Origin of the sequence: Flavobacterium channae (genome assembly GCF_021172165.1) — a bacterium.
GTDB lineage: Bacteria > Bacteroidota > Bacteroidia > Flavobacteriales > Flavobacteriaceae > Flavobacterium > Flavobacterium channae.
Genome location: NZ_CP089096.1, coordinates 1,950,189 through 1,963,917, shown reverse-complemented (window position 1 = coordinate 1,963,917; position 13,729 = coordinate 1,950,189). Strand labels below are relative to the sequence as shown.

Below are 13,729 nucleotides of genomic sequence, written 5' to 3'. Positions count from 1 at the left end.
ATTTATGGAATATTTAGATTTTGAATTACCAATTAAAGAGCTTGAAGACCAATTAGATAAATGTCAAATTATTGGTCAAGAATCAGACGTAGATGTGTCTAATACATGCAAGCAAATTGAGAAGAAATTAGAAGAAACTAAGAAAAAAATATACAAAAATCTTACAGCTTGGCAACGCGTTCAATTATCGCGTCATCCAAATCGTCCTTATACGTTAGAGTATATCACAAATTTAACAAATGGTACTTTTTTAGAATTATTTGGTGATAGAAATTTCAAAGATGATAAAGCCATGGTTGGAGGTTTAGGTCAAATCAACGGACAATCGTTTATGATTATTGGTCAGCAAAAAGGTATTAATACTAAAATGCGTCAATACAGAAACTTTGGGATGGCTAATCCTGAAGGATATCGTAAAGCTTTACGTTTGATGAAAATGGCTGAAAAATTTAATATTCCTGTTTTAACGCTTATTGATACTCCTGGAGCTTATCCTGGATTAGAAGCAGAAGAAAGAGGGCAAGGTGAGGCAATTGCAAGAAATATTTTTGAAATGGCTCGTTTAAAAACTCCTATTATTTCTGTAATTATTGGAGAAGGTGCTTCTGGAGGAGCATTAGGAATTGGAGTAGGAGATCGCGTATACATGTTAGAAAATACATGGTATTCTGTAATTTCTCCTGAATCTTGTTCTTCTATTTTATGGAGAAGTTGGGAATACAAAGAGCAAGCTGCTGAAGCATTAAAATTAACATCGTTCGATATGAAAAAACAAAACTTAATCGACGATATTATCCCAGAACCGCTTGGTGGCGCTCACTATGACAAAGAAACCACATTTAAATCAGTAGCTGAATATGTAACTAAAGCTTTTAATGAGTTAAAAGATTTATCAACAAAAGATTTAGTTGTACAGCGAATGGATAAATACAGTAAAATGGGTGAATTCAAACAATAACCACTTATTTTTAAATAATAAAAAAAATCCGGAGCATTAAGTTTCGGATTTTTTTTGGCTTATCAACATTATTTTTGAGTTATTAACACTATGCTATTAAGAACTCAAAAGGAATTTTTATAAATTTTGGTTAACTTCGCAATATGGAAAATGTCAGAAATATAAACCCGATAAAAGTAGATAAAACTACAATTATCAATTTGGAAAAAGGAAAACTACCTCCTCAAGCGCTAGACCTTGAAGAAGCTGTACTTGGCGCCATGATGATTGATAAAAAAGGGGTTGATGAAGTAATTGATATTTTGCAACCAGATGCCTTTTATAAAGACGCTCATAAGTACATTTTTGAGGCGATTGTTCAGTTGTTCAATGAAACTCAGCCTATCGACTTATTAACTGTTTCTGCCCAACTTAAGAAAAACGGCAAATTAGACTTATCTGGTGGGGATTTTTATCTAATTCAGCTTACACAAAAGATATCGTCTTCGGCTCACATTGAGTTTCACTCACGTATTATTCTGCAAAAATTCATACAAAGAAGTTTGATAAAAATTTCAAGTGAAATTATTGAAGAATCATATGATGAATCGACTGATGTTTTTGATTTGTTAGATAAAGCCGAATCTAAATTATACGAAGTAACGCAAGGAAATATCAAGCGTAGCTCTGAAACGGCTCAAAGTTTGGTAATTCAAGCAAAAAAGCGAATCGAAGAAATTGCAGGTAAAGAAGGTTTAAGTGGAATTCCAACAGGTTTTCACAACTTAGATAAGTTAACTTCTGGTTGGCAACCATCCGATTTAATTATTGTTGCAGCTCGTCCTGGTATGGGTAAAACAGCTTTTACCTTATCAATGGCTCGAAATATGGCAATTGATTATGGAGCTCCAGTTGCGTTTTTCTCTCTTGAGATGTCATCAGTACAGTTAATTACACGTTTGATTTCTTCCGAAACAGGTTTGTCTTCTGAAAAACTAAGAACTGGAAAGTTAGAAAAACACGAGTGGGAACAGCTTTCTATTAAAGTAAAAGATTTAGAAAAAGCACCACTTTATATCGATGATACACCATCGCTATCCATTTTTGATTTACGTGCAAAGGCTAGACGTTTGGCTTCGCAATACGGAATTAAAATGATTGTAATTGATTACCTTCAGTTGATGACAGCTGGTGGAAATGGTAAAGGTGGCGGAAATCGTGAGCAAGAAATTTCGACCATTTCTCGTAACTTAAAAGCTTTAGCAAAAGAGTTAAATGTTCCGGTTATTGCACTTTCTCAGTTATCTCGTGCAGTTGAAACACGTGGATCGAGTAAAAGACCTTTACTTTCTGATTTAAGGGAATCTGGAGCGATTGAGCAAGATGCTGATATCGTATCGTTTATTTACCGCCCGGAATATTATAAAATTGACGAGTGGGATGATGAAGAGCGTTCTCCAACACAAGGTCAAGCGGAGTTTATTGTAGCAAAACACAGAAATGGTGGTTTAGATAATATTCGATTAAAATTCGTTGGAAGTTTAGGTAAGTTCGATAATTTGGATGATTTCAGTTCTCCTTTTGATGCTTTGCCTTCTAAAATGAATTTAGATGATAGTAATCCTTTTATTACACCAAATTTACCAACACCAAATGAAGCTTTTGGAAGTACAATGAATTCATTTGATGATGATTCGGATGTTCCGTTTTAATAAAAAGATAATTTTAGTATATTAAACAGGCTTTTGGCCTGTTTTTTTTATAATTTTTTTATTACATTTATAATTCAATTATAAAAATTATACAATATGCCAAATTACACAATTACTCTCGATGAAGCTAAAGAATGGACATCATCATGGAGAACTAACCCCCCAAAAGATTTAGCAAAAGGTCATTTAATTCCTGGAGATGCTCTAAGAGAATTATTAGCAACTGATGGAGTTGTTGATGTTAGAGCCTACATGGGTGTTGATTCAACTGGAACACAAAAATTAATGTTTGTTGGTGTTGATGTAAACGGAAACGATATGATTGACAATAATAATTTAATTTACGATTCTACAAAACCGTGTCCTCCAAATTGTGATCCTACAAGCCCTTTATACAAGCCATAATTTTGTTAGACTCAAATTATTTATATTTTACATCAGCAATATTATGCTTACTTTATCTTATAGGTTTTTTCAAGAATGGGAAAGCCTATAAGATTTTTGCTATTTATATATCGGGAGTTCTTCTAATAGATTTTATTGGTTCAAACTTATGGAGTTGGTTCAGAATTTATAATGTTTTTATGCATCATTTTTATGAATTGTTCCAATTTGTAATATTGAGTTATTTTTTTTCCCTATTATTAAAAACAAGAGCACAATTACTTACAGTTTATATATTACTAATTGTACTTCCAATATTTTTATTATCACGATATCTTATTGATCCTAATTTGTTTTTAGAATATAATCTTTTAGAAACATACTTAACAACAATGCCTTTAATTATTTATTCAAGTATGCATTTGTATAATAATCTTGGGGAAAAATCAGATTTTTATTATAGTAATCTTGGTTTGTTATTTTATTTGTTTACAAGTACTTTTATTTTCTTATTATACAAATTATATGTTGTTTTGGATATTGAAGATAATTTAAATGATATGATGGTTGATTTGAATATTACGCTTCAGTATATAAAATTTGCATTTTTCTTTTATCAATGGAAATTAATTTATTTTAATAAAAATGAACACATTTAATTTAGAAAATAGTGAAGTAATTCAAGTGGTACTTTTTATACTACTGGCTTTTATATCCATGTTTTTGGTGTTGATATTGTTTTTCTATTTTTCTAGAAGAAAAATTGTTCAAATAGAAGTAGCCAAGAAAAACTTAGAAATTGATCATCAAAAAGAGTTGTTAAATTCTATCCTAATTACACAAGAAGAAGAACGCAAAAGAATTGCTCAAGACCTGCATGATGATATTAGTTCAAAACTAAATGTAGTTTCATTAAATAGCCATTTGTTAAAAACACCTAATCTGAATGAAACAGAGCAATTAGAAATAACTAATAATATTATTGAGTTAACTCAAAAAGCTCTCGAAAATTCTAGACGCATTGCTCACGATTTATTACCACCTGTTCTGGAGAAATTTGGTTTACATGCTGGTATTGAAGAACTTGTTGAAGAGTTCAATAGTACCAAAAGTGTTAAAGTTTCGTATGAGAATAGTATCGACTTTGAAAGCTATCCTGTTGAAAAACACTTACATATATTTAGAATTTTACAAGAATTGTTAAATAATTCGTTACGTCATGGAAAAGCTACTATAATTTCAATTCATTTTACTACTTTCGAAAACCGAAAAACCTGTGTCTATGTTGATAATGGATTGGGTTTTGATAGTTCAGATAGTGAAAATCAAAAAGGATTGGGAATGAAGAACATAGAAAGTAGAATTAACTTCTTAGGAGGGAATTTTAGTTTTACTTCAAAACCAAACCAAGGAGTAAAAATGGAATTTAATTTCAATTAATGGAGAATAAGATTAAAATAATATTGGCTGATGACGAAGAATTATTCCGTAAAGGGATATACTTTTTATTGCAAAGAGAGCCAAATATTGAGATTATTTTTGAAGCTTCAAATGGAAGTGAATTGATTGAACATTTAAAAACAACATCTGAACTTCCGGATATTATTATGATGGATTTGAAAATGCCATTATTAAATGGTGTTGAAGCAACTAAACTTATTCATAAAGATTTTCCAGGAATTAGAATTATAGCACTAACTAGTTATAATACAAAATCATTTATTGCGAATATGATTAATGTGGGAGCAGCTTCTTATTTAGTTAAGAATGCTTCTCCGGTTGATATGATTAAAACAGTAAATGAAGTCGCTCAAAAAGGATTTTACTATAACGAAATTGTTATGGATGTAATTCATCATAACATGCTTTCAAATGCGAATTCGAAAACTGTTTTAGATGATAATTTCTTGACTGAACGCGAAAAGGAAGTGTTAGAGTTAATCTGTAAGCAATATAGTTCAACAGAAATTGGAGAAAAAATGAACTTGAGTGCTCGCACAGTCGATGGTCATAGAAACAACCTTTTATTAAAAACTAACTCAAAGAATATGGCTGGATTGGTAATCTTTGCCATCCAAAATAAAATCATAAACTTAGAAGACTCAAATAGTGATATTGAATCTTAAAAGGTAGTATTTTGTTTAAGAAATTAATAATTTCTGCAGAATTGAAATACTAAAATAAAATATGCTAGGATAGTTACAATAAGAACAATATATCCGATTTTCTTTAATAATTTCATTTCTCTTGAGTTTATTAGCGATAAATTACTGCTGTTTGCGTCCATCTTTTTTTCTATTTTGATATAAGTCAAAGCTAAAGCAAAAAAAAATCCTGTGTAAGAGTAAAAATACCTGATTTTCAAACCAGGTAATTTTACGGGGGTAACCAGGTAAATTTACGGGGGTGGTACTTTAACATTTCAATAAATGTTATTTGCTAGAAATGTTTTAAATTAGTCCAATTATATTACGAAACCATGAAATTTAAAGCCTTAAGCTTATATATATTGTTGTTTTTTCTTTGCTCATTAACAAGCAAGGCTTCCTTTGTTTTACTTCCTATGGAAGCCGAAGGACAACAAAATCACTTAAAAGCATACGGAATTACTTATTGGGCTTTAGATAAAAGTTACAAAGTAAGCTGGCTTTTAAATTATAGAGGCGGTTCTTTTTTATTGCCAGATGCACCTGAAATTAGAAAAGAATGCCAAATTCGCGGTGTTACTTTTGAAGTTTTATCAGATGCGGCTGCTAATTCAATATTAGAAGATATAAGTTCGCCTTCTCAAAATATGGAAACAGTTGTATTAGAGAAAGCTCCAAAAATAGCAGTTTATACACCTAAAGGGAAACAACCTTGGGATGATGCCGTTACTATGGTATTAACTTATGCAGAAATTCCATACACTGAAATCTATGATGAAGAAGTATTGTCAGATCAATTGTTGCTTTATGATTGGTTGCATTTACATCATGAAGATTTTACTGGTCAATATGGTAAATTTTTTGGAAACTATAGAAATACGCCTTGGTATATTCAACAAAAAGCAGAATCAGAAGCTTTGGCTAAAAAGTTGGGTTATAATAAAGTTTCAGAAGAAAAGTTAGCTGTTGCAAAGAAAATAAGAGATTTTGTTATTGGTGGCGGATTCATGTTTGCAATGTGTTCGGCAACGGATAGTTTTGATATAGCACTTTCGGCTGATGGTGTTGATATTTGCGAACCAATGTTTGATGGAGATGATTCGGAAGCTAATTATCAATCTAGAATTGACTACTACAATACATTTGCATTCAAAAATTATACTTTGGAAAGAAATCCTATCGTTTATGAGTTTTCGGATATCGATACTACCGATGAACATGGGAAAGGTTCGTTTAGTATGGATAAAGATTATTTTACATTAATGGAATATTCTGCAAAATGGGATCCAATTCCTACAATGCTATGTCAGAATCATACACAATTAATCAAAGGTTTCATGGGACAAACCACAGCTTTTGATCCTGAAAAAATTAAATCAAATGTTTTGGTAATGGGAGAGTGTAAGATTAATGGTGAAGCACGTTACATTCATGGAACAAAAGGAAAAGGAATGTTTACTTTTTATGGTGGTCACGATCCAGAAGATTACCAACATAGAGTAGGAGACGCGCCAACTGTTTTAGATTTACATCCAAATTCTCCAGGTTATCGTTTAATTTTGAACAATGTTTTATTTCCTGCAGCTAGAAAGAAAAAGCTAAAAACATAATTAATTATTAAAAAAAAGGCTACAATTAAGTAGCTTTTTTTGTTATTCGTATACAAAATACTGCATTTCGTACCAAATTTGAATTCTGAATTTTATTTAAAATTAACTTTATGGTACTAAAAATTAATATTTTGAGTCATTTGAAGATATATAATTACAAAATGTTAGTGCTGTTATTAGTACTAATAGTTCTAATACTAAACATCATTTATGTTTTAAATTGATGCTTTCAAAATATCATTAATAATAAGCAAGTGATGTTTGGTGTGCAATACTAGAAAGTTTTCTGTTTCCTTCTTGTTTAAAATCCCAAAATAAGGATGCGGAAAATGAGCATTCTTATCCAAACTTTCCCAATTCATTAAGTTTTCATTTACTTTCTTCAAACTTAGGTGTAAAGTTTCTATAGTAATATCGCCTTCAGGTCTAACGATTTTTGGAGCTTTTGCTTTTCCTCTTGGAATCTTTTTCGCTACTGACATAATCAAAAAGCGTTTAAAATTAAAATGCCATTGATATTCCGATGGGTTCGAATGTTTACAAGCCGTTACAATTTGGTCAATCGTTTTTAAGCTATGAGCAATATGCCAACCCACACTTCCCGAAGAAACCGCTAAATTCACTTTGTCAAAAGACGAAATATCCGATTGTAATTGATCTAAAAGCTTATGTAATTCTTGCATAATGTTATTTGTTAATATATTACTCTTACGTCACTTCGAGTGTTTTGTATTTGTAAATCCTAAGATTTATAAATACAAAATGTATCGAGAACTATAGAAACATTTAATTTTTTTTTACTCCTTAAACGTCCAAAACAAAATTCTACTCACTTTATTTCCGTGTTTCATTTCTGTAATTTGGTATGTAGCTTTTACTTTTTTAAGATGTGAAAGCAACGGTTTCAAATTATCCTTTTTCGAAACTAACGACGAAAACCATTTTACTTGCGCTTTAAAATGCACACTTTCATAAATCATATTACTGATGAACGCTAATTCGCCACCTTCGCACCACAACTCGTTATTTACACCACCAAAGTTTAACGTAGGTTTTTTCGAATCTTCAATACCTAAATTCTTGTTTTTTCGAATCGTGCCTTTATTCGCTTCTTCCTTTGAACTATGGAAAGGCGGATTACAAATCGTCATATCAAATTGATCTTCTGGAAGAATGATATTCTTGAAAATATTTCGTTTAGAAGTTTGCAATCGCAACGTAACGTTTTCTTTTAATTTTTGATTCGAATTGATATTTTCCTGAGCCGCTTCAAAAGCTTGTTTGTCGACTTCGCTACCCACAAAACGCCAATCGTATTCCGATACACCAATAATCGGATAAATGCAATTCGCTCCAATTCCGACATCTAGAATGCGAATTTTGTGCTTGGTTTGAATCGTGCCATACGTATCTTCTAAAACATCGGCAACTTGATGAATATATTCCGCTCGTCCTGGAATAGGCGGACAAAGAAAACCTTTTGGAATATCCCAATTTTTCAAATCATAATAATGCAACAACAACGCTTTGTTTAACATTTTCACCGCATCTGGATTCGCAAAATCAATCGTTTCGGTGCCAAATTCATTTATCGCAACAAATGGCGCTAAATCAGGATTAGCCGCAATTAAAGTTTTGAAATCATATTTGCCGTGGTGTTTGTTTTTCGGATGAAAGCCGGTTATGGTTTTGGTAGTATTCAAATTGTAAGTGTTTTATGCAAAGTTAGCGTTTTGCAATTTAAATGAGTAGAAGAAAGGAGTTTTATAATTGCATAAAATGATTTGAATGAATTTTAGTATATTGCTGTTTTTTTACTTAATCAGATTAATACATTTAAAAATAATAAGTTGGTTTGATTTTGTCGAAAAGATTATTTTTTACTTTTATTTTGAACAAAATTTATGATTTTATGAACTCAAAACCTGCACAATATTTAGATAAAATTCTTGAAATTCTTGCAAAGGATTTTGGAAAATCATTTTCAATTCAGGAAATTCAAAATGAATTGACACCAATAGAGCTTTTTGGTAAAAAAGGGAATGTTTTATTTAGTTCAGATCTTTTAGTTGACTCTCAACATGCAATCGAGTATCTACGAAAATTAGACTTAGTTATAATTAGTCCTGGTGATGGAAAAGTAACTTTAAGTTATGAAGGATTTATGAAAATTAAAACAAACAGTTTTTCTAAAGAAGTCAGGGATAAATCTGCAAATCAATTTCTACAGCGTTTGGCATGGATTTTACCAATAATAATTTCTTTAATAGCTTTAGGCCTTTCATTATCAAAAAAATCAAACGAGTATAAACCAATAAACAAACAGAAATTTTCGCATAAACATTGTATAATGAAAAATATAGAATAGAATTTTAGTTTTAAACAATTAAATAACATAACAGAATTTTTAATATATTTGATATTGAAATGTCATTTGTTTGAAGCTTACAATATTATTAACATAATAATGAAAGATTTATTAAGTTCTATGCTTCTTGAAAAAAAATAATTTTTTTAATAATATAATCACATATGAAAAAAATACTTTTAATTTCAATTTTATTTTTCAATTTTAGTTTTGGTCAAAGTAAAAAAGAGACAGAAGAATGGATTGCATCAAAATATGATTTTTATAAATCAGATATTTATTTTGAAAAGAATAATACTCTTTTATTTGACAATGGTAATTTATATGTAATGACTCAAAATACAGACGAGATAACTTATCAAAAAATAAGTTTAAAAGACATATCAGAAATTTTTATTGAGTATACAGGTGAAAAAATAAAAAGTGAAAGATATCATATTGAATTAATATGTAAAGTCAATCAAAATTGTATTGAGCATGGAAAATATGTGTCCGGTAATTTTATTCCTGAAAGACAAGGTGGAAGGTGGAAAATAGAAGGGAAAAATAAAAAATATTTTCTAACATTAACTTTGGATAAATCGTTTAAAAAAGATGATTTACCGATGAGAATGGAAAAAGCCTTATTTCATTTGATAAAATTATATGGCGGCAATGCTAAAAAGTACGTGCATCCAAAAGAAACTTTTTAAAAAGCCAGATTGCGCAAAATCCCGATAGTGCGGAATCACATTCGTTCCAACAATCCAAACACACTGCAAATAAAAAACCCCGATTTTCATCGGGGTTTAATATATAAGTAAGATAAACTGAGTTAGACGTAATTATTTAATTTTGTTAACGATAGCTGTGAAAGCTTCTGGGTGGTTCATAGCTAAATCAGCAAGAACTTTACGGTTCAATTCGATGTTGTTAGCTTTGATTTTACCCATAAATTGAGAATAACTCATACCATGTAAACGTGCACCAGCATTGATACGCGTAATCCATAAAGCACGGAAATTTCTTTTATTTTGTTTTCTATCACGGTAAGCATAAGCCATTGCTTTTTCTACCGCGTTTTTAGCTACAGTCCAAACGTTTTTACGTCTTCCAAAGAAACCTTTGGCTTGTTTTAATACTCTTTTTTTTCTAGCTTTAGTAGCTACTGAATTTGTTGCTCTTGGCATAATTTTAAATGTTTTTTGAAGTAAGGCGGTTTCTCAACACTTTTAAACGTAGAACATCATACTTTATACTTTGTACTTTTAACTTTGTTCTTCATTCAGCCCACTCCAGGGTTACTAAATTGTTTTAACCAAACAACTAATTAAATAATATTCAATTGTTGTTTAATGCTTCTCTCATCTGTTGGGTGAACCAATGTAGAGTGAGTTAAAGCTAATTTACGCTTTTTAGATTTTTTAGTCAAAATGTGACTTTTAAAAGCGTGTTTTCTCTTGATTTTTCCAGAGCCAGTAACTTTGAATCGTTTCTTAGCACTAGATTTTGTTTTCATTTTAGGCATTTTCTTCCTGTATTTATAATCTATCTTACTTATTATTTTTTAGTTTTCAGTCTCTGTTTTCAGATTAACTACTGAACACTGCGACTGCTAACTGCTTACTTTTTCTTTTTCGGAGCAATATACATAATCATACGTTTTCCTTCTAAAACTGGCATGGCTTCTACTTTTCCATATTCTTCCAATTCTTGAGCCAAACGTAATAATAAAATTTGACCTTGCTCTTTATAGATAATCGATCTTCCTTTAAAGAATACAAATGCTTTTAATTTTGCACCATCTTGTAAAAATTTAAGGGCATTCTTTTTCTTAAATTCATAATCATGCTCATCGGTTTGAGGTCCAAAACGAATCTCTTTAATTACGATTTGAGTTGATTTAGCTTTAAGTTCTTTATCTCTCTTTTTTTGTTGGTACAAAAATTTACCATAATCCATCAACTTACAAACCGGTGGTTCAGCATTTGGAGAAATTTCAACCAAATCAACTTCTTGCTCTTCAGCTAATCTAAGAGCTTCTGCTATTTTGTAAACTCCAGGCTCAATATTTTCGCCTACTAAACGTACTTCAGGAACACGAATCAAATTGTTGATACGGTGCGCTGCTTTTTTCTCTTCGCGAGGTTGAAAACCTCTGTTGTTTCTAATTGCTATGGCTGTAAAATTTTAGTTAAACTTAAAATTGTTTTAATGTTTTGTTTATTTCTTCGTTAATTATTGCAGCAAATTGCTCAATAGTTACCGATATATTTCCTTTTCCTTCTTGACCACGTTGTCTCACAGAAATGGTTCCGTTTTTCTCTTCTTCCTCACCAACAATCAGCATAAACGGGTATTTGTTCATTTCCGCTTCTCTGATTTTTTTACCAATCGTTTCGTTTCGGTTGTCAATTAGGGCGCGAATTTCGTGATTTTCTAGCAAATCTAAAACTTTTTTCGCATAATTTTCATATTTCTCACTCAAAGACAAGATAATAGCCTGTTCTGGCATCAACCAAATTGGGAAATTTCCTGCAGTGTGTTCTAATAAAATCGCGATAAAACGCTCCATTGATCCAAAAGGCGCTCGGTGAATCATAACAGGGCGATGTAACTTGTCATCAGCTCCTTTATATGATAATTCAAAACGCTCTGGTAAATTGTAATCTACTTGAATTGTTCCTAATTGCCAGCTTCTACCTAAAGCATCTTTTACCATGAAATCCAATTTCGGGCCATAGAAAGCAGCTTCTCCTGGTTCAATCACATAATTTAAACCTTTGTCTCTTGCAGCACTGATAATCGCATTTTCAGCTTTTTCCCAGTTTTCAACGCTACCTATATATTTATCCGGATTGTCTAAATCACGAACAGAAACCTGAGCAGTAAAGTTTTCAAATCCTAAAGATCCAAATACATATAATACTAGGTCAATTACATTTTTAAACTCAGCATCCAATTGGTCTGGTGTACAGAAAATGTGAGCATCGTCTTGAGTAAATCCTCTTACACGAGTTAAACCATGTAATTCTCCCGATTGCTCATAACGATAAACTGTTCCAAATTCAGCATAACGCTTAGGTAAATCTTTATATGACCAAGGTCTTGCATTGTAAATCTCACAGTGATGAGGACAGTTCATTGGTTTTAATAAGAACTCTTCTCCTTCAGCAGGTGTATGAATTGGTTGGAAACTATCAGCACCATATTTTGCATAGTGTCCAGAAGTTACATACAAGTCTTTCATTCCAATATGAGGAGTAACTACTTGTTCGTATCCTGCTTTTTTCTGTGCTTTTTTCAAGAATTGCTCTAATCTATCGCGTAAAGCAGCTCCTTTTGGTAACCATAAAGGTAAACCTTGACCTACTTTTTGTGAAAAATGGAATAATTCCAATTCTTTTCCAAGTTTTCTATGATCTCTACGTTTTGCTTCTTCAAGTAATTCTAAGTAATCCGTTAAGTCTTTTTGTTTTGGGAACGAAATTCCGTAAACACGAGTTAACTGTTTGTTCTTTTCATCACCTCTCCAGTAAGCACCTGCAACAGATAAAATTTTCATCGCTTTAATGATTCCTGTGTTAGGAATATGTCCACCACGACATAAATCGAAGAAGTTAGAGTGGTCACAAAAAGTAATTGTTCCGTCTTCTAAGTTCGAAATTAATTCTGTTTTGTACTCGTTATCTTTATAAACTTCTAATGCTTCTGCTTTAGAAACCGGACGCATTTTAAATTCGTGTTTCTCTCTCGAAATTTCTAAAACGCGATCCTCAATCTTTTTAAAATCTGCATCCGTAATTTTTTTATCGCCAAAATCAACATCGTAATAGAATCCATTATCAATCGCAGGACCTAATGTTAATTTAATTCCTGGATAAATTTCTTCTAAAGCCTGAGCCATTACGTGCGATGTAGAATGCCAAAAAGCTTTTTTACCTTCTTTGTCATTCCAAGTATATAATATAAGAGTACCGTCCGTGGTCAAGGTTGTGGTTGTTTCAATAGTAGTACCATTATAGGAAGCAGAAATAACGTTTCTAGCCAATCCTTCACTAATGCTTTTCGCAACATCCATCGGAGTAACTCCTTGAGCCATCTCCTTAACCGAACCATCGGGTAAAGTAACTTTTATCATTTTTTAAAATTTATAAGCTGCAAATATAAACCATAAATAAAATCCATACAATATATATAAGGTATAATATCAAAAAAGATTCGTAGCACACCTATATATTATGGTGCTACTTGTCCCGCTGTTTGCTACAATCTGTCATTGCGAGCCTGTGGAGCAATCCTATATATATAAGAGTAAAACTCATTTTTTAAAAAAGATTATCACGTCTACTATAATATATAAGTAAAGAGAATCTCATGTATTATATATATAAGATAAAGGGATAATGTCTTTCTTGTTTATGAAGTACAAAAAACATCAAAAAAACTTTCATGTATTAAGTTCTTGTTATCAGTGAGTTAAGAAAAAAGGTGAAAAAAAGACAAAAAAAGATTGGTAAAAGGCTTGTGGTTATGAAAAAGATTCCTACTTTTGCACCCGCATTAAAGCAGAAGTTCATACACAAACTGAG

Annotated in this window: 15 protein-coding genes; 9 read left to right on the top strand and 6 right to left on the bottom strand. The window is 31.3% G+C overall.

The window, feature by feature from the left end; all coding sequences use genetic code 11:
- The first annotated feature begins 4 nt into the window (after positions 1 to 4).
- The 7 genes from LOS89_RS09110 (at position 5) to LOS89_RS09080 (ending at position 6,790) form a co-directional block, all read left to right on the top strand.
- Positions 5 to 958, top strand: a complete 954-nt coding sequence (locus tag LOS89_RS09110; protein ID WP_231834960.1) for an acetyl-CoA carboxylase carboxyltransferase subunit alpha — start codon at positions 5 to 7, stop codon at positions 956 to 958.
- A 143-nt stretch (positions 959 to 1,101) separates the two neighbouring features.
- Complete coding sequence (dnaB, locus tag LOS89_RS09105; protein WP_231834959.1) at positions 1,102 to 2,649, top strand: replicative DNA helicase; 1,548 nt, start codon at positions 1,102 to 1,104, stop codon at positions 2,647 to 2,649.
- Between the two features lie 96 nt (positions 2,650 to 2,745).
- On the top strand, positions 2,746 to 3,054 hold the full coding sequence (locus tag LOS89_RS09100) for a hypothetical protein (RefSeq protein WP_231834958.1): 309 nt from the start codon (positions 2,746 to 2,748) through the stop codon (positions 3,052 to 3,054).
- Between the two features lie 371 nt (positions 3,055 to 3,425).
- Positions 3,426 to 3,692 carry a hypothetical protein gene (locus tag LOS89_RS09095; RefSeq protein ID WP_231834957.1) on the top strand — a complete coding sequence of 89 codons (267 nt, stop codon included), beginning with the start codon at positions 3,426 to 3,428 and terminating at the stop codon, positions 3,690 to 3,692.
- A complete protein-coding gene (locus LOS89_RS09090; RefSeq protein ID WP_231834956.1) occupies positions 3,679 to 4,473 on the top strand; it encodes a sensor histidine kinase in 795 nt (264 codons plus the stop codon). The genes LOS89_RS09095 and LOS89_RS09090 overlap by 14 nt, the downstream gene beginning before the upstream one ends.
- Positions 4,473 to 5,159: a response regulator transcription factor gene (locus tag LOS89_RS09085; protein WP_231834955.1), complete on the top strand. Its 687-nt coding sequence runs from the start codon at positions 4,473 to 4,475 to the stop codon at positions 5,157 to 5,159. Before LOS89_RS09090 ends, LOS89_RS09085 begins: the two co-directional genes overlap by 1 nt.
- A 353-nt stretch (positions 5,160 to 5,512) precedes the next feature.
- Positions 5,513 to 6,790 carry an asparagine synthetase B gene (locus LOS89_RS09080; RefSeq protein ID WP_231834954.1) on the top strand — a complete coding sequence of 426 codons (1,278 nt, stop codon included), beginning with the start codon at positions 5,513 to 5,515 and terminating at the stop codon, positions 6,788 to 6,790.
- Positions 6,791 to 7,005: 215 nt separating this feature from the next.
- On the opposite strand, the gene LOS89_RS09075 is transcribed toward LOS89_RS09080, so the two are convergent.
- Entirely contained in the window at positions 7,006 to 7,473 is a 468-nt protein-coding gene (locus LOS89_RS09075; RefSeq protein ID WP_231834953.1) for a hypothetical protein, read from the bottom strand.
- 114 nt (positions 7,474 to 7,587) lie between these two features.
- Positions 7,588 to 8,493, bottom strand: a complete 906-nt coding sequence (gene rlmF, locus LOS89_RS09070) for a 23S rRNA (adenine(1618)-N(6))-methyltransferase RlmF (protein WP_231834952.1) — start codon at positions 8,491 to 8,493, stop codon at positions 7,588 to 7,590.
- Positions 8,494 to 8,702: 209 nt separating this feature from the next.
- Here rlmF and LOS89_RS09065 point away from each other — a divergent pair, with 209 nt between their 5' ends.
- Together LOS89_RS09065 and LOS89_RS09060 are read left to right on the top strand one after the other, a co-directional pair.
- Positions 8,703 to 9,158 carry a hypothetical protein gene (locus LOS89_RS09065; protein ID WP_231834951.1) on the top strand — a complete coding sequence of 152 codons (456 nt, stop codon included), beginning with the start codon at positions 8,703 to 8,705 and terminating at the stop codon, positions 9,156 to 9,158.
- A gap of 164 nt (positions 9,159 to 9,322) precedes the next feature.
- Complete coding sequence (locus tag LOS89_RS09060) at positions 9,323 to 9,850, top strand: hypothetical protein (protein ID WP_231834950.1); 528 nt, start codon at positions 9,323 to 9,325, stop codon at positions 9,848 to 9,850.
- A 132-nt stretch (positions 9,851 to 9,982) separates the two neighbouring features.
- Here LOS89_RS09060 and rplT read toward each other — a convergent pair whose 3' ends face one another.
- The 4 genes from rplT to thrS all read right to left on the bottom strand — a co-directional run bounded on the left by rplT (position 9,983) and on the right by thrS (position 13,278).
- Entirely contained in the window at positions 9,983 to 10,327 is a 345-nt protein-coding gene (rplT, locus tag LOS89_RS09055) for a 50S ribosomal protein L20 (RefSeq protein WP_231834949.1), read from the bottom strand.
- A 140-nt stretch (positions 10,328 to 10,467) separates the two neighbouring features.
- Complete coding sequence (gene rpmI, locus LOS89_RS09050) at positions 10,468 to 10,665, bottom strand: 50S ribosomal protein L35 (protein ID WP_026726127.1); 198 nt, start codon at positions 10,663 to 10,665, stop codon at positions 10,468 to 10,470.
- 95 nt (positions 10,666 to 10,760) lie between these two features.
- Entirely contained in the window at positions 10,761 to 11,309 is a 549-nt protein-coding gene (gene infC, locus LOS89_RS09045; protein ID WP_084329735.1) for a translation initiation factor IF-3, read from the bottom strand.
- A 28-nt stretch (positions 11,310 to 11,337) separates the two neighbouring features.
- Positions 11,338 to 13,278, bottom strand: a complete 1,941-nt coding sequence (thrS, locus tag LOS89_RS09040; RefSeq protein WP_231834948.1) for a threonine--tRNA ligase — start codon at positions 13,276 to 13,278, stop codon at positions 11,338 to 11,340.
- Positions 13,279 to 13,729 lie beyond the last annotated feature (451 nt).